This is a genomic window from Desulfuromonadaceae bacterium, from assembly GCA_019429445.1.
In the GTDB taxonomy this organism is placed as follows: domain Bacteria; phylum Desulfobacterota; class Desulfuromonadia; order Desulfuromonadales; family JAHYIW01; genus JAHYIW01.
The window spans coordinates 47244-67687 of the sequence record JAHYIW010000012.1 but is presented as its reverse complement, the minus strand read 5'-3'; the positions used below and the strand labels follow the sequence as shown (position 1 = coordinate 67687).

The following is a 20444-nucleotide window of genomic DNA, read 5'->3' as shown; positions in this document are numbered from 1 at the left end:
CTGCCTGATGCAGGTCTTCGCCCCTGAAAAACCACCAGGCCTTGTCGGACAAAATTTTTGCTTAGCCATCTAATTTTTTTTGCGAGCACATCACATCTGATGGCGTCGCAAAAAGTCCGCCCTACTGCGTTACGCCGGTTTTTCAGGACCTCGACCTGCCTGATGTCGGTCTTCGCCCCTGAAAAACCACCAGGCCTTGTCGGACAAAATTTTTGCTTAGCGACTCACGCCCCGTGGGGCGAATTTTCATAGAGTAACTTCAATTTTCTAAAGAATGTGATTTCAGATAGTTACCTTGAAGTTACTCAGAAGCCATCTATTTTTTTTGCGAGCACATCACATCTTAGTAAACAAAAAGGCCGCTCAAATGAGCGGCCTTTTTGTTTTACATTTTAAAACGAATTACTTGGCAGCTTTGGCTGCATCTTCGAGCATCGCGGTCGTCAGCGACTTGGGACGCTCAATGCCGTAGCCCAGAGCGCGGTCCCAGGTGATGTTCGCCAGGCAACCAAGGGCACGACCAATACCGAAGAGCACGGTGTAGAACTCGTACTGGGTCAAGCCATAATACCACTGAATGACACCAGACTGCGCATCGACATTCGGCCACGGGTTCTTGGCCTTACCATGTTCGGTGAGAACGCCCGGAGCAACTTCGAAAATCATTTTGATCAACTGGAACAGCGGGTAATCCTTGAGACCCGGGGTCTTCATGCAGAATTCGCGCTGCGAAGTGTAACGCGGGTCGGTCTTGCGCAGTACGGCGTGGCCGTAACCGGGGATAACCTGACCACTGTTGAGGGTATCCCACAGCGCCTTCTTGAGGCCTTCTTCGGTCGGCACTTCACCGCCGAGTTTGGCCATGAAGTTCTGGGTCCAGCGGAGAACTTCTTCGTTGGCCAGGCCATGGAGCGGACCAGCCAAGCCGTTGATCCCGGCACTGTAGGAGTAGTAAGCGTCGGACAGGGCCGAAGCAACCAGGTGCGTCGTGTGAGCGGAAACGTTGCCGGACTCATGGTCAGAGTGCAGGATGAAGTACATCCGGGCAACATCGTCATAAGGAGCCGGGATCCCCATCATACGAGCAAAATTGCCGCCCATGTCAAGCTTGGGATCAGCTTCGATATGGGTATCACCCATGTACTTCATGCGATAGATGTACGCCCCGATCGGCCCCAGTTTGGCCATCAGGTTGGTACAATCTTCGTACATGTCTTCCCAGCAGGTCATTTTGTTGAACTTGCCGGCGGCATAGTTACTGGCAAAGATCGAATCGCGCTGCATGGCAAGAATGGCCGAGGAGAACATCGCCATCGGATGGGAGTCACGCGGCAGGGCGCGCAATACGTCGATAACATACTGCGGAATCTGCGAACGCGTCTTCCACTCTTCGCAAACTTCCTGAGCCTGCTTCAGCGTCGGCACATCACCGGTCAGGAGCAGATACCAGAAACCTTCAACATAAGGATAATCGCTACCCGGAACCTTCGGCAGCGCCGCAAAAGTCTCCGGAATGGTCATGCCGCGGAAACGAATGCCTTCCATCGGATCCAGATAGGAAATATCAGTAACCAGACAGCGGACGCCGCGGGCCCCACCGATCGCCTGGGAAATGGTCACATCACCCAGTTTCACATCGCCGAATTCCTTAACCAGTTTGGTGGTCCGGGGACGGTGTGCATCGATCTTCTTGCGCAGGACTTCTTTCAATGTCGACATAATCTCTCTCCTTTAATGGAAAATGTGACGGACAAAAGGGTCCGTCCAAGCGAAATTAAACGTTGCTTATATTAACGGATTGTTAAACCGTCGTCAACCCTCAATATTCAGCAACGACACGTCAATTTAAAATGGCCTTATACATGACAATTCGAAAGATGACAGTCAGTGCATTACGGTGTCAGCAGACAAGGCGACCGGGCAGGTATAAGTTCGACGTATACTGTCTGGTCAGATTTTCCAAATATTGTTCTAACAACTCACTTTCTAATTGTCAAGAGGATTATTGTATACAGTATCCATCACCAGAGTTGCTGCAATCTCCCCCGGAAAATAACCGTAATTTCCCCCAATTTTTCTCTTGCATCGACTGACACGCATACGTAAAATGCCTAAAAATTATGCACAAAATTATGCCACTGACAATCGGCAGCCTGAAACTGACGAACAATATTATCTCTGCCCCCCTTGCCGGTATCACCGACTCTCCCTACCGTCGACTGCTGAAACATTTCGGGGCGGGGCTGGTCTTCACTGAAATGGTCAGCGCCAACGGACTGATTCGCGATGGCAAGGGGTCTCTTGTGCTCTTACAGTCGGATCCGGCTGAGTCCCCGCTGGGCATTCAGCTGTTCGGTGATGATCCGGCTGTCCTGGCCGAAGCAACGCGACGCAGTGCCGCTTACGGAGCACTGATTGACATCAACATGGGTTGTCCGGTTAAAAAAGTCATTCGTTCCGGGGCGGGGAGCGCCCTGTTGAAAAACCCGCGACTGATTGGCCGCATTATTGCGGCGGTGCGCACGGCCACGGACAAACCGTTGACGATCAAGATTCGCTCGGGGTGGGATGTGCAGCATATCAATTTTCTGGAAGTTGCCCGGATTGCGCAGGACGAAGGGGTTGATGCCATTACCCTGCACCCGCGCACCCGCACACAGGGGTTCTGTGGTCGCGCCGACTGGCAACAGCTCGCGGAGTTGAAAGGTGCAGTCAGCGTTCCGGTCATCGGCAGCGGCGATGTCATGACCGCCGCCGACGCTGTGGAGATGTTACATGTCTCCAAATGCGACGCTGTCATGATCGGTCGCGGTGGACTCGGTCGCCCCTGGTTGATTCGCGAAATTCTGTCCCGACTGGGCGGGGATGACCCAACCCCGGTAACCATGGCTGAACGTTGCGATATTGCGCTACGCCATCTTGACTGGCAGCGTGACCTGTGCGGTGAGCACAAAGCTGTTCTCGATCTGCGCAAACATCTCTCCTGGTATTCGCGCGGGATAAGCGGTGCCGCGCCCTTTCGGGCGCAACTGAGCTCAATCAACGACTTCAATACCTTACGCCGGGCTGTCACCACCTTTTTCGAAGTTGCCCTGGCGGCAGAAAACCTCAACCTGTGAATCATCGTACAGAGCGGCAAAGAGACCCGCAACTTTACATTCGGGTACTCGAAAACCTTGATCGCGCGGTCATTGCAATTGATGCACAGGGGGTCATCCAACTCTTCAACCCCGCCGCGGAGCTCAATACCGGCTACTCCGAACGCCAGATCCTCGGTCGGCGTTACGACGATATCTTCACTTTTGACAACGAATTTACTTACCTGATCCAGGCCGCACTGGAAAATGGTCGATCAATTTCGACTCAGGAACATGTCATGCTGCGCCGTCCGATCGGCAAGCCGCTGCCGGTGACAATCTCGGTTGCGCCCATTTTCGTCGAGCAGGGGAAAATTGACGGTGCAGTGCTGATTATCCGCGATATGTCCCCGGTGGTGAAGCTGGAAGAGGCGGTTCGTCGTGCCGACCGCATGACGATGCTCGGCACCATGTCTGCCGGACTGGCTCACGAAATCAGGAACCCGCTCGGAGGGATCAAGGGGGCGGCACAGTTGATGGCGATGGAGTTGCCCGAGGACAGCCCGCTGAACGAGTATATTGAGGTCATGATCCGTGAGGTCGATCGCGTAGACGGGATTATTGAAGAGTTAATGAATCTCAGTCGACCGCGTAGTGCAGAAAACTCCGCAGTCAATTTGAGTAAAGTGCTCAACGATATCGTTCTTCTGCAAAAAGAAGCTCATCGTGACAAGAACATTCAATTTATCCTCAACCTCGACCCGAGTATCCCGGAGTTGATCGGTGACGAACGACTGTTGACGCGGCTGTTTCTGAATCTGATCAAAAATGCCGCGGAAGCAATCGAGGACACGGGTGCAGTCACCATCAGCACCCGCATGACCAGCGAATACCAGACGCGCAGCGAAGCCGATCGCCCGGCATCGCTGATTCACATCGAGATCAAGGACAATGGCACGGGGATTCCGCCGGAAACGATGAAACGTCTTTTCACCCCCTTCTTTACCACCCGCAAAAGCGGTAACGGTCTGGGGCTGGTCATGTGTCAGAAGATTATCACCGAGCACGACGGCTTTATCAAGGTTGACAGTGACCCGGCTGGCGGGACAAGTTTTTCCGTCTATCTTCCACTCCGCCGTTAAACCGATGCAGCACGAAAGGAACACGTAATCATGGCGATTAAACGCATCCTCATTGCCGATGACGAAGAGAGCATTCGCTGGGTTCTGTCAAAAGCACTGACCAAACAGGGGTTCACCGTCGATCTTGCTGCCGACGGTACCGAGGCGTTGGCATTATTTCGCAAACAACGCTACGACATGGCCTTCATTGATATCCGCATGCCGGGTTTAAGTGGTCTGGAATTACTCGAAAAGTTTCACGAAAAATCGACGGAAATGCTCACCGTCGTGATGACGGCGGAATCAACGATGAAAAACGCCGTGACAGCGATGAAGATGGGCGCTTACGACTACATCATCAAACCCTTCGATTTAAGTGTCATTGATGCGATTATCGTCAAGGTTGAGAAGGCGTCACAAGCGAGTGAAGATATGGGGCGGCTCAAGGATGAGCTGAAGGAACGCTATCAGCTTAAGTGCGCCATCATCGGTCACAGCCAGCCGATGCAAGATATCTATAAAGTTCTGGGGCGCATCGCCCCTGCTGACGTGACCGTACTGATCACCGGAGAGTCCGGTACCGGCAAGGAACTGATTGCCCGCGCCCTGCACTATAACAGCCCGCGCCTCGGCAAACCTTTTTTGGCAATCAACTGTGCAGCGATCCCGCGCGAGCTGCTGGAAAGTGAACTGTTCGGTTTCGAAAAAGGCGCATTTACCGGTGCCACTGAACGCAGAGCCGGTAAATTCGAGCAGGCCAACGGCGGCACCATCTTCCTGGATGAAATCGGCGACATGCCGGTTGAGTTGCAAGCAAAACTGTTACGGGTCTTGCAGGAAAAAGAAATCACCCGGACGGGCGGCACAACCCAGAAGGTTAACGTGCGCATTGTCGCAGCAACCAACCAGAATCTGCCGGAACAAGTCCGCAACAAAGAGTTCCGCGAAGACCTTTTCTACCGGCTCAACGTCGTGCCGATCACTCTGCCACCACTGCGCGAACGTCGCGAAGATATCCCGACGCTGGTTGATCACTTTATTCGCGAATGTCGGGAAGAATTCGGCACCACCACTCAGGGCTGTTCCAAAGAGGCACTCCGGCTGCTCAGCAGCTACGACTGGCCGGGAAACATCCGCGAACTGGAAAACATCATCCAGCGCGCGGCACTGCTGTCGCCCGACCCGATCCTGACTCCGACCGATTTTTCAATGCTCGTCAGTGCCGACACCACTAGCGAAGATTCCCTGGAAGCATTGATTGACCGCAAGTTGCGCAATTCACTGATGCACATGAATGTTCAGGAGCTCGACAATCTGTATGAGATGGTTCTCTACCAGATGGAGCGCCCGCTGATTAATATCGTGCTTGAAAAGACACGGGGCAATCAGGTGCGCACCGCCGAGATTCTGGGGATCAACCGCAATACCCTGCGCAAAAAAATCCAGACCCTTATGATCGATGTCAAAAAATGACCAGAGCACAGCATGACCACAGCGTTGATCCTCGCGCCCTGCTCGACAAATATTACCCGCCCGGCGATCCGGCGCGACAAACCCTGCTGGAGCACAGCCGCCAGGTCGCAGATAAAGCCGTAGCGATTGCAACGCGACTGGCCCGGACAACTTCGATCGATGTCGCGTTTGTTGAAGAGGCCGCACTCCTCCACGACATCGGCATCCGTTTCACCAATGCCCGAACACTCGGTTGTCACGGTGAGTTCCCCTACCTCGCCCACACCTGGAAGGGACGCGAACTGCTCGAATCCGAGGGGCTGCCCCGCCATGCTCTGGTCTGTGAACGTCATATCGGGGTCGGTCTCTCGGCGGAAGATATTCGCCGTCAATCGTTGCCACTGCCGAAACGTGATATGCTTCCACTCACCCTCGAAGAGCGGGTTATTGCCTATGCAGATCTGTTTTTTTCAAAAACCCCGGGAGTTGTGGAGCGCAGTGTCGATGAAGTTCGGGCCTCATTGAAAAAATTTGGTGCCAGCAAGGTGGCCCGTTTTGACGACTGGCACGCACAATTTTGTGACGTGGCTGATCGGACCTGATAAAATAGCAACTGTCCCGCCAGCAACGGAGTGCGCGCATGGCAGAGTGGTTACAGCAACTTTTTTCCTTGTTACCGGAAAGTGGCCTCTATGTTCTGCTGATCGGCCTGATTGCTTTTTGCGAATCGCTGGTTGGTATCGGCCTGATCGTCCCCGGCAGCACCTTGACTGTTTTCGCCGGGTTCCTCGCCCTGCACGGTAAAGGTGATATCGGGTCGATTATGTGCGTCGCGGCGCTGGGATCATTCTGCGGAGATGTTGTCAGCTACTGGCTCGGCGCGCGCTTCGGCCCGTATCTTGTCACCTCGCGCTTACTGCGTAGCCGTACCACCCTCTACCGGAAAACCGAGCTTTTTTTCCTCGAACATGGCGGTAAAAGTATCTTTTTCGGGCGCTTTATTGGCCCGATCCGCGGATTTACCCCGTTTGTCGCTGGCGGCGCCCGCATGCGTCCGGGCAGCTTTCTCGCCTGGACCGCAGTCAGCGTCGTGCTTTGGGGGTTAGCCTACCCCGGTCTCGGTTATGCTGCGGGTGCCAGTTGGAAAAATGTACAGGACTGGACGGGACGACTGACAATCTTCATCGGGATGGCAGTCGTGATAACGGTTCTGTGGATATGGGGGCGACGCAAGATTCGCTAATATTATCCAGGCGCGCCCAGGTTGCCGACCAAAAGCAGAGAAAACGAAAAGCTATTCCCACTCAATCGTCGCGGGCGGCTTGCTTGAGATGTCGTAGGTAACACGGTTCACTCCGCGCACTTCGTTGATAATCCGGTTACTGATCCGCGCCAGATCGGCGTACGGCATCGGGTACCACCCCGCAGTCATAAAATCCCTGGTTTCAACTGCCCGCAGGGCAATGACATATTCGTAGGTGCGACCATCCCCCATAACCCCGACACTTTTAACCGGCAGAAAGACGGCAAAAGCCTGGCTGATCTTGTCGTAATGCCCGGAGTTGTAAAGTTCTTCGATGTAAATTGCATCGGCCTGACGCAGAATATCACAAAACTCTTTTCTGACCTCGCCAAGAATGCGCACGCCAAGTCCCGGACCAGGGAACGGGTGCCGCCAGACCATGCGATGCGGCAAGCCAAGCTCTTCCCCGATCGCCCGGACCTCATCTTTGAACAGTTCGCGCAACGGCTCCAGCAATTGCAACTTCATATAGTCGGGCAATCCGCCAACATTATGATGACTTTTGATATTGTGCGCCTTGCCGGTTTTCGCTCCGGCAGACTCGATCACATCGGGATAGATCGTCCCCTGTGCCAGCCACTGTGCATTGGCTAACTTCGCGGATTCTTCCTCAAATATCTCGACAAACAGATTGCCGATAATCTTGCGTTTTTTCTCCGGATCGGTTTCTCCTTCCAACCCCTTCAGAAAGCGCTCTTCGGCATCGACCCGGAGCACTTTAACCCCGAGACTTTCGGCAAAGGTCGCCATCACCTGGTCGCCTTCGCTGAGGCGCAGCAAACCATTGTCGACAAAGACGCAAATCAGTTGATCACCGATTGCGCGATGGATCAAGGCGGCCGCAACGGACGAATCGACCCCGCCGGACAAGCCGAGAATCACTTGTTCCGCCCCGACCTGTTCTCGAATGCGTTGAATCGCATCATCAATAATACGTCCCGGAGTCCATTTTCCGCTACATTTGCAGACAGAACGCACAAAATTGTTCAGCAGTTGCTCACCGTGCGGGGTGTGGTTGACCTCAGGGTGAAACTGGACGCCGTACAGGTGACGCTGGACATTCTGAATCGCACACACCGGGGCATTGTCAGTAATCGCCACAACGTCAAAAGCAGGCGGAACCACTGCGACATGATCGCCGTGACTCATCCATACCGGGCTGTGTCCCTCGGTAAAAAAACCGTCAAACAGTGGACCGGGGACCCCTTGGGAGTGCACGTCGGCATGACCGAATTCACGTTTTCCGGCAGCAACCACCGCGCCGCCGAAATGACGACTGAGGAGTTGCATGCCGTAACAGATAGCAAACACCGGCACACCCAGATCGAACAGTTCCTCGGCAACCTGCGGGGCACCTTCTTCATAGACCGACTTGGGTCCTCCGGAAAGGATAATCCCTTGCGGTCGAAACGCTCTGATCGCATCGATATGCATGTCGAAGGGGTGCAACTCGCAGTAGACGTGCGCTTCACGGACCCGGCGGGCAATCAGCTGGGAATACTGCGAACCGAAATCGAGGATCAGAATCTTCTCGTCATGGATGTTTGACATGCGACTTAATCCCTTCGCTCGACCCGGTAGTTCGGCGCTTCGTGAGTAATGGCAACATCATGCACATGCGACTCACGCAAACCAGCGTTGGTAATGCGTATAAAACAGGCCTTTTGCTGCAACTCCTTGATGTTCCGACAACCGGTGTAACCCATCCCGGCGCGCAGTCCGCCAATCAGTTGATGAATATTGGTTGACAGTGAGCCGCGAAACGGCACCCGCCCCTCAATCCCCTCGGGAACCAGTTTCACCTCCGACTCGACGTCGGACTGAAAGTAACGATCTTTGCTCCCCTGCTTCATCGCCCCGAGACTCCCCATGCCGCGATAAGACTTGTAGGTGCGCCCCTGATAAAGAATCGTTTCGCCAGGAGATTCCTCGGTCCCGGCAAAGAGTGAACCGATCATGATGATGTCCGCCCCGGCGGCAATCGCTTTCGGCAACTCACCGGAATATTTAATGCCGCCGTCTGCGATCAGCGGAATTCCGGCGCGATGACAAACGGAGGCAACATCGGCAATGGCGGTAATTTGCGGCACGCCAACCCCGGCGACAACACGGGTCGTGCAGATCGATCCGGGACCGATACCCACCTTGACCGCGTTAACCCCGGCTTTGATCAGTACCTTGGCAGCGTCCGCCGTGGCAATATTCCCGGCCATCAGCTGCAGATCAGGATATTGTCTGCGGATATCGATAATGGCATCAATGACCCCCTGAGAATGGCCGTGCGCGGTATCGATCACCACGATATCAACCCCGGCACGAATCAGTGCTTCCAGCCGCTCTTCACGATCAACGCCGACGCCGATAGCGGCACCGACGCGCAACCGACCGAGATCGTCTTTGCAGGCATGCGGATATTTTTTGACTTTTTCGATATCCTTGATCGTGATCAGCCCTTGCAACGTACCCTTGGCATCAACCACCAGCAACTTCTCAATGCGATGTTTGTGCAAGTGAAACTTCGCTTCTTCAAGGGTTGTTCCCGGAGGCACGGTGACCAGATTCTCCTTGGTCATCACATTGGCAATCGGCTGCTCGAAGTTGGTTTCAAAACGCAGGTCACGATTGGTCAAAATGCCGACCAGTTTTTTGTTTTTGGTAATCGGAATCCCCGAAATCCGGTATTTCTCCATCATCTGTAGCGCTTCGAATATTTTCTGATCAGGTTCCATGGTCATCGGATCAACAATCATCCCGCTCTCCGATTTTTTAACCTGGTCAACCTCCAGCCCCTGCTCTTCAGGCGTTTTGTTTTTGTGAACAACCCCCATCCCCCCCTCGCGGGCCATGCAGATCGCCGTTCGTGACTCGGTCACGGTGTCCATCGCCGCAGACAGCAGCGGAATATTCAGCCTGATTGTGTCGGTCAACTGGGTGTTGAGATCGACTTCTTTCGGCAAAACTTGAGAGTGTGCGGGGACCAGCAATACATCGTCAAACGTGAGACCTTCACGAATCTTGGTATCGATCATGGGGGGGGAACTCCTGTGGTTGATATTCGCTGTAGAGGTTTGGCTGAATATAACTTGTGAATCTATTAAAGCCTCCCCCCGCACGTCAAGGGAAAAGCCGTTGCTGCCAAATTATTTTTCTCTTTTGGCGGCATTTTCCTTGCTGATAAGCAAAAAGGGCGTGCCACAGTACACCCCTTCTGTTGATCAAATGTTCAATTTCATCATTTCTTCACTGTTTCTTTTTTTCCATTTTTTTGCGCTCATTGGCATCAAGATAGCGCTTGCGCAGCCGGATCGATTTCGGCGTGACTTCAACCAGTTCATCATCGCCGATAAATTCGAGCGCCTGTTCGAGGCTGAGAATTCGCGGCGGGATAATCCGCACCGCCTCATCGGTGCCGGAAGAACGCACGTTGGTCAGCTTTTTCCCGCGGCTGCAGTTGACGACCAGATCGTTCTCCTTGGCATGCTGACCGATAATCATACCATCATAGAATTTGACCCCGGGGCCGACAAAAAGAATCCCGCGATCCTGTAGATTAAACAGCGAATAAGCCACTGTTTCACCGGAATCCATCGCAATCAGCACACCGTTCTTGCGTCCCTCGATCTCCCCCTTGTAGGGAGCATACTCATGAAAAACATGATTGAGGACTCCGGTACCACGGGTGTCGGTCATAAATTCAGTGCGGTACCCGATCAACCCGCGCGACGGAATGACAAATTCAAGTCGGTTGACTCCATCCATGGAGGACATCGACACCATTTCCGCCTTGCGTGTGCCAAGTTTTTCGATAACTGTCCCCTGATACTCCTCCGGGACATCAATGGTCAGATATTCCATCGGTTCGCAACGCACTCCATCGATTTCACGAAAAATAACCTGCGGCTTGGAAACCGCCAGCTCAAACCCCTCGCGACGCATATTCTCGATCAGAATCGAGAGATGGAGCTCACCACGCCCGCTGACCTTGAAGGTGTCGGTATTGTCGGTATCCTCAACTCTTAGCGCCACGTTGGTGCGCAGTTCCTTCATCAACCGGTCGCGAATATTGCGTGAGGTAACAAACTTCCCCTCAGTCCCGGCAAAGGGGGAGCTGTTGACAATAAAATTCATTGACAGGGTCGGCTCATCGATGGCGACATAAGGGAGCGCCACCGGCGCATCAGCGCAGGCCAGAGTTTCACCGATCCCCAGCTCTTCAAAACCGGCAATCGTAACAATATCGCCTGCCTCAGCCGAGGCAATTTCAATCTGCTGCAACCCCTGGTAGCCGAGCAACTTGCTGATGCGGCCGTTTTTGATGATTCCGTTGCAATCAATGTGCGCCACCGTCTCGCCCGCCTTGACCGTCCCGTTAACAATTTTCCCGGTCGCGGTGCGACCGATAAATTTATTGTAATCGATATTACTGACCAGCAGCTGAAAGGGTGCGGCTGGATCGCCGGTCGGCGGATCGACCCGGTCGCGAATAACATCAAACAACGGTTCGAGATTGTCCGAATCATCAGACATTTCCACCTTGGCAAAACCAAGCTTGGCGCTGGCATATACAATCGGAAAATCAAGCTGTTGTTCGTCGGCATTCAATTCACAAAAAAGATCGAAAACCATATTGACGACCGGCTCGGGGCGCGCGCCAGGGCGGTCGATCTTGTTAATAACAACAATCGGTTTGAGTCCGAGCTCAAGCGATTTCTTCAACACGAAACGGGTCTGCGGCATCGGCCCGTCAAAAGCATCGACCAGCAACAATACCGAATCGACCATCTTCAGCACACGCTCGACCTCGCCACCAAAATCGGCATGACCGGGGGTATCAACAATGTTGATTTTCAGACCACCGTGCTGGACCGAAAGATTCTTGGCCAGAATAGTAATTCCCCGCTCTTTTTCCAGATCGTTGCTATCCATCACCCGCTCGGTGATTTGTTGGTTCTCACGAAAAACCCCCGACTGCACCAGCATGGCATCCACCAGCGTGGTCTTGCCGTGGTCAACGTGGGCAATAATGGCAATGTTACGAATTTGTTCAGACATACGTACACTATCTCCAATGACTCTGTGGCCTTTTAGTCGATCAGGCAAAGCCCCGACCAACTTCTATTACGGTGTTCTTGGTAAACGGAGAATAATAAACAACATTCGACTGAAATACCAGCTAAAAATAATCGCCGGAGCAAAATCCGCCGCGCATACTTGCCGCACTCGCAACAATGAGATGGCCAGGCAAAAATTTCGTCCTGCAAGGTTTGGAGGTTTTTCAGGGGCCAGGCCTAGATCAGGCAGGTCGATGTCCTGAAAAACCAGCGTAACGCAGTAGGGCGGACTTTTTGCGACGCCATCCTGCTTGCCGCCGACCACAAAGCAGGCTACTATGTCGACAAACAAGGACATCAACCAATGCATTTAGCCATTCGTTTCCATCACATCGTCAGTCTCCTGCTCATCATGACCCTGCTTGTCAGTTGCGCCACCAATCCGGTCACCGGACGACAAGAGTTGTCTCTGGTCAAAGTTTCCACCGAACAGGAAGTTGAACTCGGCCGAAAAACCTTTCCCGTTGCGATGCAGCAATCGGGAGGCCGCTATCCGGATGAAGCCTTGCAGGACTACGTTCATGCCGTCGGCAAACGTCTGGCGCAAGGGTGCGAACGCCCCGATCTGCCTTTTCAGTTCGCCGTCGTCAACGCTTCGACTCCTAACGCCTTTGCCCTCCCCGGCGGGCAGATCGCCATCACCCGCGGCTTGCTGGCCAACCTGACCAATGAAGAACAACTCGCGGCGGTACTAGGCCACGAGATTGGGCACGTTACCGCCCGGCATGCGCTGCAGGGGATCAATCGGGGCGTGCTCTTTGACCTGGGAATGACCGTCCTGGCGAATGCCAGCGCTGACGGTGATTACGCTGCGCTCTCCTTGCAAGCGGGGCAGCTGACGGCCACTCTGCTCGACCGAACCTACTCGCGCACGCAGGAAGCGGACGCGGATCGTCTCGGCATCAACTCTATGGTTATCGCCGGCTACGATCCACAGGGCGCCGTTGAGTTGCAGGAATTCTTCTATCGCGAGGTCGAAGGCGGGCGCAGTGGCAATCAACTCGAAAAACTGTTTCGCACCCACCCCTTCTCGAACGATCGACTCAGACAAAACCGCGCCTATCTGGCGTCATTGCCGTCAGCCACCATCACCGACAAGGCTCACCGCACAACAAATTTCCGCCGCGCGACAACACGCCTCAGAGACACCCGTGAAGCCTATGTCCGGCACGACAAAGCTGTCGCTCTGGAACGCCAGGGGCATCCCCGTGACGCCATAGTCCTCTACCTGCAGGCAGCCACCACAGCGCCGGAGGAAGCCCTGTTGAGACATGCCCTCGGCATGGCCCAACTGCGTGCCGGGGACCGGATCGCGGCAAAACGCCAGCTGCGGCAGGCCGTCCTGCTTGACGAGAACTACTATCAATCGCGCCTGGGGCTCGGTTATCTCTATCAACTTGAGGCCAATTATCCGCGCGCCCTGCTCCACCTGCGTGCTGCTCAAAAGCTGCTACCGACCACCAGAGGAACCTACCTGCTTGCCGAGACTTTTGAGAAATCGGGGCAAACCGCTGAAGCACTCAGATATTATCATCAGGTCGCCGCACAGGAACCACAAACCACCCTCGGTCAGGCTGCTGCGGCACGCATTGCACAATTGACCGAAAGCCATGGCGCCAAACAATGAACTGGCATGAGTATCTTCTGGCGGGAGAAACTTTGCACTGGGAAGGCTGCCCCATGCCCCGCTGTTACGTATTCAAACGGTGGAAACCGGCACTGTTCGGAATCCCCATCCTGGCACTTTCCGGCCACTGGTTTTTTCAGGGGATGCGCCTTGCGGCCAGCGGCTACCCCTTCTGGCTGCCCCTGCTCCCCCTCCCCTTCATTTTCGCTGGATACTCCCTGAGCATTGGCCAGCTGTTCAGCGCGAGGCGGCGCTGGGAAAAACTTTTTTATGCCATCAGCGACTTGCGGGTCCTCCGCTTTGATAACCATTGCGTCACTGCCCTTGAGCTGTGCAACATCAGTTACTTCAAACTGAACTTCCACGGCAACCAGCTGGGATCACTCGAAATTTTCGCCGGATCGACAGAACACCGACTGATGCTTGAATGTATCGAGTATCCGACCAAAGCAACCGCCCTCCTGGAAGCGGCCATGAGCCGCTCCGGGCAGCGGCTCGCTGCGCCTGAATGCGCCTCGAAAGCTGTTGACTTTTAATCACTGCTTTGCGAACATCGGCGCCTGTCCACTCCGCCTGAAAGATAAGCCATGAATAAAACTTTTTTTCTCGAAACGTTCGGCTGCCAGATGAATGTGGTCGATTCCGAACGCATCTGTCACTTGCTGGCCGAAATTGGTTATTATCGCACCGAACACGTCGACAACGCCAACCTCATTCTGCTCAACACCTGTTCGGTACGGGACAAGGCGGAGCGCAAGGTCTACGGCCATCTGGGCAGCTTCAAACCACTCAAAAGTGCCAATCCCGAACTGATTATCGGCGTCGGCGGCTGCGTCGCACAGCAAGAAGGCGAACAGCTGCTCACCAATATCCCCTTTCTCGATCTTGTTTTCGGTACGCATAACATCCACAAACTCCCCGCCATGGTTACCGCCGTCGAACAGGACCGGGTGCGTTGTCACGAAACCGGCTTCCTTGATCGTGAAACCCGCTTGCAGCTGTGGCCGAATCGCGCCAACATTAGCGGCGGCGTCACCCGTTTTGTCACCATCATGCAAGGCTGCGACAACTTCTGTTCGTTCTGCATTGTCCCTCACGTCCGCGGGCGGGAAATCAGTCGCCCGAGCACGGAAATCATGCGCGAAATTGAAGGGCTGGCCGCCCAGGGGGTGAAAGAAGTCACCCTGATTGGCCAGAACGTCAACTCCTACGGGGGCAAGGATGAAACCGAAATATCCTTTGCCATGCTACTGCGCAAGGTCGCTCTCATTAAAGGCATTGAACGATTGCGATTTACCACCTCGCATCCGAAGGATCTTTCCGACGATTTGATCGCAACGTTCGGCGAAATTGATACCTTGTGCAATCATCTGCACCTGCCGGTACAGTGCGGGTCGTCGCCCATCCTGAAACGGATGAATCGGGGATACACCCGCGAGGAATACCTGAAAAAAGTTGCCAAGCTGCGCCAGGCGCGTCCCGATATCCGCCTGACCTCCGATATCATCGTCGGCTTTCCCGGTGAGACCGAGGAGGACGCGGCGGCAACCTTGTCCCTGATTGAGCAGGTACGTTACGCCGACCTGTACCTCTTTCAGTATTCACCACGCCCCGGAACCGCTGCGGCGGCGCTGGTCGATGACATTCCCAAGGCGGTCAAGCAGGAACGTTTTGACCGTATGCTGGCCATGCAGTGCACCATCAGCCAGGAAGTCTGGCACGAAGATGTCGGCAAAACCCTGCCGGTTCTGGTGGAGGGACGCGGGCGTCAGAAAAGTGGTCAACTGTTCGGGCGCACAACCTGGAACAGAATCGCTCATTTCGCCGGAGACGATTCCCTGATCGGTTCTGTTCAGCCGGTACGGATCATCAAATCTTTGAAAAACTCGCAACTGGGAGAGCTCTCATGATCGACTTGCATACCCATACCCTCTTCAGCGACGGCGAGCTGATCCCCGCCGAACTGGCCCGTCGAGCTTCCGTTCTTGGCTATCGCGCACTGGCGATGACCGACCACGGCGACATGTCGAATTTTGATCTGATCATCCCGCGTATTGCCGCAGTCGCTGAAGATCTCGGGGCCGCGTGGGGGATTACCATCATTCCGGGGATTGAACTGACCCACATTGCCCCCCCCGACATTGCCGCCGCGACCCGCCATGCACGTGAACTTGGAGCAAAAATTATCGTTTGCCACGGCGAGACGATCGTCGAGCCGGTCGCGCCGGGGACCAACCGGGCGGCCATCAAGGCGGGGGTCAACATCCTTTCTCATCCCGGACTGATCTCCCTTGAAGACGTTAAGCTCGCCGCTGAACTGGGGGTCTGCCTGGAAATAACAACGCGCAAAGGCCACGCTTATTGCAACGGCCATGTGGCAAAACTGGCGTTGCAGGTCGGGGCCAGACTGGTCGTCAACAGCGATGCCCACGCGCCAGGCGATCTGTCCCCGAAAGAATTCGCCCGAAAAGTTGCCAACGGTGCCGGCTTAAGCAACGATCAATTTGACACCTGTTTGCAGAATTCTGCTGCGCTCGTCGCAGCGGCCCTCAGTTAGGTCAATGACAATGCACGAGCACGATTTTAAACTGCTTAAAGAACTGGTCGAAGCCCCCAGTCCCTCCGGCTACGAGCAACCGGCGCAACGAATCATCCGCCGTGAGCTGGAACCGCTGGTCGATCTGCTGGAAACCGATGTCATGGGTAACGTTATTGCGCGGATTCGTGCTGACCGCGACGATGCACCACGGGTGATGCTCGCCGGACATTGCGATGAAGTTGGTTTCATGGTGAAATATATTGACGAACAAGGGTTCATCTATTTTGCCCCGATCGGCGGCATTGATGCCCACCTGGTCCCTGGACAGAGAGTTCATATCCACACCGCGCGCCAGCCACTTTTGGGGGTGATCGGCAAAAAACCGATACATATGATCGAGCCCAAAGATCGTGACACGGTCCTCAAGCTCAAGCAGCTTTTTATCGATATCGGTAGCAGCAGTCGTGCCGCAACCGAAGATTTGGTCGCGGTTGGTGACCCCATCACCTTTGCCGTCGGTCTGGAACGTTTGGGTGGCGACCGCGTCACCTCCCGGGCCCTTGATGACAAAATGGGAGCCTACATTATCACCCGCGTGCTGCGCAATATCCATGCGCAAGGTGCTTCCCCCGTTGAACTGATCGGCGTGTCAACCGTTCAGGAAGAAGTGGGGCTACGCGGCGGGGCGACCAGTGTTTACGGGATCAAGCCGGATGTCGGGATTGCCGTTGAAGTCGGTTTCGCCACCGATTATCCGGAAATGGACAAAAAAGATATCGGACATATCAAAGTCGGCGGCGGCCCGATTATTGGCCGTGGTCCGAATATCAATCCGGTTCTTTTTCGTCTCTTGCTTGAAACGGCGCGCGCTGAAGGGATTCCCTGCCAGGTCATGGCTGCTCCTCGCGCCACCGGAACCGATGCCAATGTCATACAGCTGTCGCGTGGCGGCGTCGCGACCGCGCTGGTCAGTGTTCCGCTGCGCTACATGCATACGCCTGTCGAACTTTTATCGTTGACCGATCTGGAACATACCGTTCAGCTGTTGACAGCGGTACTCAACAAAATTGATAACAAAGCGATGTTTATTCCCGATTAAGTCAACTCTGGAAAGATTTCACTGCCCTTTATGTGTGCCACATTGCAGCGGCAGACCATCAGCCAATGAGGCCTATCAGGAGTCATGATGAACCAACAGCTTAACGTTGAGGAACAAAAGATTCTTTTAAAAATTGCGCGTGATGCCATCACTGCACAGGTCTGCAACGGGGTGGTTTACGTTGAACCACGCGAGGAAATGGCACTGAACAGCCGTAGCGGCTGTTTTGTAACCATCAAGAAGGGGCGCAAGCTGCGTGGCTGCATCGGAAACTTTCAGTCGGAAAAACCGCTCTTCAAGGAAGTTGCCGAAATGGCAATTGTCTCGGCAACCCAAGACCCCCGTTTTACTCCCATGACGACAGCCGATCTAAACGACTTTTTCCTCGAAATTTCTGTCCTTGGCCCTTTGGAAAAAATTGAATCGATCGATGAGATCAGTATCGGTCGTGACGGCATCTATCTGGAAAAGAATTACCATCGCGGGGTGCTGTTGCCCCAGGTTGCAACGGAAAACGGTTGGGACCGGGAAACATTTTTACGTCAAACCTGCGTTAAAGCGGGGCTTCCAGTAAACGCCTGGCAGGACGATAATGCAGATATCTATATTTTTAATGCGCAAATATTCAACGACGATCTATTCCCTCCCCGCTGATCCACTTCATCTTGTGACGCTCCTCCCTCCATGCCCGAAATAACAATGGCCTCCCGTTGGGGAGGCCGTGCTGTCTCTTCTTCGATATAAACTCTCATTCAGCAAAATCAGTCCGTCTGATCTTTCTTGTTTTTCCCGATCATAAATGGATGGGCCTGACGACTGACGATATAATCCGCAAATATCTTGATCCATAAAGTTGAGCCGGCCAAAGTGCTCCAGACTTTATAGGGGAAAAGCGCCAGCACCACACCGACGATAATGAAAACCGCCATGCTCCCGGCCGCCAGATTGACGATCCCGGTGGCGGGCGCCCAACGTTTTGGGTTGGGCGGTGCTTCGCCGCGCTTGAGCGCAACCTCTGAATAATCGTGTTTAAAAAATATCCGCCACGCTCGCCGCAGCCAGATGAACGCCATCGGAAACAACGACAAGAAAAGCAGCCAGGTAATCACGATGCTGACATCAAAAACCATCTATTACTCCCGTCTATCGATTCACACCAGGTAGAAACAATCCGCGCTATCTATTACCTGATGATTGCTTGTCAGGCAATAAAATAATTTAAAAAAACCCCGCCGGCGCACCGGCGGGGTGATTGATCGGACAAGAAGCTCAGATCAGCATCTGCACTGAAAATCAGTGTGCGTGGGATCCATCAACAGCCTTGGCACCACGCGGGGTACGTACATTCTCGACCATATGCTGAATATGCTCGGGACATGCCGGAGTCACTTTGCTGACAATATAGGCAACGATAAAGTTAACAATCGCTCCGATACCACCGAAAGCGTTCGGCTCAATCCCCATGAAGAAGTTCGCTTTACCACCGAACATACCGAGGAACTCCGTCCCTTTGATAAAGAAGATCCCTTTATGCGCAAAGACGTAGAACATGGTCACGCCGATACCGGCGACCATTCCGGCCATGGCGCCTTCCTTGTTCATCTTCTTGTTGAAAATCCCCATCATCAGGGCCGGGAAGATCGAGCTGGCAGCCAGACCGAAGGCAATCGCCACGGTCCCGGCAGCGAAGCCCGGAGGATTCAGGCCGAGCCAACCGGCCACCAGGATCGAGCATGCCATGGTGATTTTACCGGCCATCAGCTCACCCTTCTCGGTCAAGCCAGGCATCAGGATGTTCTTGAACAAGTCGTGAGAAATCGCTGAAGAGATCGCCAAGAGCAGACCGGCTGCGGTCGACAGAGCAGCGGCAAGACCACCGGCGGCAACCAGAGCAATAACCCAGTCCGGCAACATGGCGATTTCAGGATTGGCGAGAACCATGATATCGGCGTTGACCTTCAGTTCGCTCCCTTTCCAGCCAGCAGCAGCCGCTTTGGCATTGAACGCCTCATTCTTCGACTTGTCATTGTAGTACTGGATACGACCGTCGCCATTCTTGTCTTCAAACTTGAGCAGACCGGTAATTTCCCAACGCTTCATCCAGTCCGGGCGATCTTCATAGACAAGAGCGCTTTCGGTGGCATAGATATCACCGCCAGATTTGACTGCGGAGTTAATCGTAGCATGCAGATTCAACCGCGCCATGGCGGCAACGGCCGGAGCGGTGGTGTACAGGATCGCAATGAAGACCAGCGCCCAACCGGCGGAAGAGCGGGCAGCCTTGACCGTCGGAACGGTGAAGAAGCGCATGATAACGTGCGGCAGACCGGCGGTACCGATCATCAGCGACGCGGTGTAAACAAACATGTTCAGTGTGCTGTAACGTGTCGTCTCGGTATACTTGCCGAAACCGAGGTCGGTAACGACCTGATCGAGCTTGCCGAGCAGAGTCATGTCGGTGCCGACAAAGTCACCACCGAGGCCGAACTGCGGAATCGGGTTACCGGTCAGCTGCAGGGAGATGAAGATCGCGGGGATCGTATAAGCGAGAATCAACACGCAGTACTGGGCAACCTGGGTGTAGGTAATCCCTTTCATGCCGCCGAACACCGCGTACATGAAAACAATCGCCATCCCGATGAAAATCCCGGTATGGTTGGAAACCCCGAGGAAGCGAGAGAACGCAACCCCGACACCGGTCATCTGACCGATGATGTAGGTCAACGAAGCCATCAGCAGGCAGAGAACGCCAACCATACTGGCCGCTTGGGAATAATAACGATCACCGAAAAACTGCGGCACGGTAAACTTGCCGAATTTCCGCAAGTAAGGGGCCAGCAACATCGCCAACAGGACGTAACCGCCGGTCCATCCCATCAGGAAGAGCCCACCGCCATAACCCATGTTGGAAATCAGACCGGCCATGGAGATAAACGACGCCGCCGACATCCAGTCAGCACCGGTCGCCATCCCGTTCAGAACCGGGTGTACCGCGCCGCCAGCAGCGTAGAATTCACTGGTACTGCCTGCACGCGCCCAGACGGCAATGCCGACATACAGGGAGAACGTGAGGCCAACAACAATATACGTTAAGGTTTGAAGATCCATAGTTTAT

The 20444-nt window shown here is 54.3% G+C and carries 18 protein-coding genes; 11 read left to right on the top strand and 7 right to left on the bottom strand.

Features of this window, described 5'->3' with window-relative positions:
• Positions 1 to 402: 402 nt before the first annotated feature.
• A complete protein-coding gene (locus K0A93_06505) occupies positions 403 to 1719 on the bottom strand; it encodes a citrate (Si)-synthase (GenBank protein ID MBW6511754.1) in 1317 nt (438 codons plus the stop codon).
• A gap of 401 nt (positions 1720 to 2120) precedes the next feature.
• Between K0A93_06505 and dusB the strand changes: the two genes are divergently transcribed.
• Genes dusB through K0A93_06480 form a run of 5 tightly spaced genes read left to right on the top strand, consistent with a single transcriptional unit; the run spans position 2121 to position 6893 of the window.
• On the top strand, positions 2121 to 3119 hold the full coding sequence (dusB, locus tag K0A93_06500; protein ID MBW6511753.1) for a tRNA dihydrouridine synthase DusB: 999 nt from the start codon (positions 2121 to 2123) through the stop codon (positions 3117 to 3119).
• Complete coding sequence (locus K0A93_06495; GenBank protein MBW6511752.1) at positions 3116 to 4219, top strand: PAS domain S-box protein; 1104 nt, start codon at positions 3116 to 3118, stop codon at positions 4217 to 4219. Before dusB ends, K0A93_06495 begins: the two co-directional genes overlap by 4 nt.
• 30 nt (positions 4220 to 4249) lie before the next feature.
• Complete coding sequence (locus K0A93_06490; protein MBW6511751.1) at positions 4250 to 5671, top strand: sigma-54 dependent transcriptional regulator; 1422 nt, start codon at positions 4250 to 4252, stop codon at positions 5669 to 5671.
• On the top strand, positions 5668 to 6252 hold the full coding sequence (locus K0A93_06485) for an HD domain-containing protein (GenBank protein ID MBW6511750.1): 585 nt from the start codon (positions 5668 to 5670) through the stop codon (positions 6250 to 6252). Before K0A93_06490 ends, K0A93_06485 begins: the two co-directional genes overlap by 4 nt.
• 38 nt (positions 6253 to 6290) lie before the next feature.
• Positions 6291 to 6893: a DedA family protein gene (locus K0A93_06480; protein ID MBW6511749.1), complete on the top strand. Its 603-nt coding sequence runs from the start codon at positions 6291 to 6293 to the stop codon at positions 6891 to 6893.
• Between the two features lie 51 nt (positions 6894 to 6944).
• Here K0A93_06480 and guaA read toward each other — a convergent pair whose 3' ends face one another.
• The 4 genes from guaA to K0A93_06460 all read right to left on the bottom strand — a co-directional run bounded on the left by guaA (position 6945) and on the right by K0A93_06460 (position 12374).
• Positions 6945 to 8504 (bottom strand): glutamine-hydrolyzing GMP synthase, encoded by a 1560-nt coding sequence (gene guaA, locus K0A93_06475; protein MBW6511748.1) that lies wholly within the window; start codon positions 8502 to 8504, stop codon positions 6945 to 6947.
• 5 nt (positions 8505 to 8509) lie between these two features.
• A complete protein-coding gene (gene guaB / locus K0A93_06470) occupies positions 8510 to 9982 on the bottom strand; it encodes an IMP dehydrogenase (GenBank protein MBW6511747.1) in 1473 nt (490 codons plus the stop codon).
• A 211-nt stretch (positions 9983 to 10193) separates the two neighbouring features.
• Complete coding sequence (typA, locus tag K0A93_06465; protein MBW6511746.1) at positions 10194 to 12005, bottom strand: translational GTPase TypA; 1812 nt, start codon at positions 12003 to 12005, stop codon at positions 10194 to 10196.
• Positions 12006 to 12071: 66 nt separating this feature from the next.
• Positions 12072 to 12374 (bottom strand): hypothetical protein, encoded by a 303-nt coding sequence (locus K0A93_06460; protein MBW6511745.1) that lies wholly within the window; start codon positions 12372 to 12374, stop codon positions 12072 to 12074.
• Here K0A93_06460 and K0A93_06455 point away from each other — a divergent pair.
• The 6 genes from K0A93_06455 (at position 12369) to amrA (ending at position 17983) form a co-directional block, all read left to right on the top strand.
• A complete protein-coding gene (locus K0A93_06455) occupies positions 12369 to 13691 on the top strand; it encodes a M48 family metalloprotease (GenBank protein ID MBW6511744.1) in 1323 nt (440 codons plus the stop codon). The genes K0A93_06460 and K0A93_06455 overlap by 6 nt on opposite strands.
• Complete coding sequence (locus K0A93_06450) at positions 13688 to 14227, top strand: hypothetical protein (GenBank protein MBW6511743.1); 540 nt, start codon at positions 13688 to 13690, stop codon at positions 14225 to 14227. The genes K0A93_06455 and K0A93_06450 overlap by 4 nt, the downstream gene beginning before the upstream one ends.
• A 51-nt stretch (positions 14228 to 14278) precedes the next feature.
• Positions 14279 to 15601 (top strand): tRNA (N6-isopentenyl adenosine(37)-C2)-methylthiotransferase MiaB, encoded by a 1323-nt coding sequence (gene miaB / locus K0A93_06445; GenBank protein ID MBW6511742.1) that lies wholly within the window; start codon positions 14279 to 14281, stop codon positions 15599 to 15601.
• Positions 15598 to 16248 carry a histidinol phosphate phosphatase domain-containing protein gene (locus K0A93_06440; GenBank protein ID MBW6511741.1) on the top strand — a complete coding sequence of 217 codons (651 nt, stop codon included), beginning with the start codon at positions 15598 to 15600 and terminating at the stop codon, positions 16246 to 16248. The genes miaB and K0A93_06440 overlap by 4 nt, the downstream gene beginning before the upstream one ends.
• Before the next feature lie 10 nt (positions 16249 to 16258).
• Entirely contained in the window at positions 16259 to 17329 is a 1071-nt protein-coding gene (locus tag K0A93_06435; protein MBW6511740.1) for a M42 family metallopeptidase, read from the top strand.
• An 87-nt stretch (positions 17330 to 17416) separates the two neighbouring features.
• Positions 17417 to 17983: an AmmeMemoRadiSam system protein A gene (gene amrA, locus K0A93_06430; protein ID MBW6511739.1), complete on the top strand. Its 567-nt coding sequence runs from the start codon at positions 17417 to 17419 to the stop codon at positions 17981 to 17983.
• A gap of 107 nt (positions 17984 to 18090) precedes the next feature.
• Here amrA and K0A93_06425 read toward each other — a convergent pair whose 3' ends face one another.
• Both K0A93_06425 and K0A93_06420 read right to left on the bottom strand, forming a co-directional pair.
• Positions 18091 to 18459: a hypothetical protein gene (locus K0A93_06425; protein ID MBW6511738.1), complete on the bottom strand. Its 369-nt coding sequence runs from the start codon at positions 18457 to 18459 to the stop codon at positions 18091 to 18093.
• Positions 18460 to 18622: 163 nt separating this feature from the next.
• Positions 18623 to 20437 carry a cation acetate symporter gene (locus K0A93_06420; GenBank protein MBW6511737.1) on the bottom strand — a complete coding sequence of 605 codons (1815 nt, stop codon included), beginning with the start codon at positions 20435 to 20437 and terminating at the stop codon, positions 18623 to 18625.
• Positions 20438 to 20444: the final 7 nt, after the last annotated feature.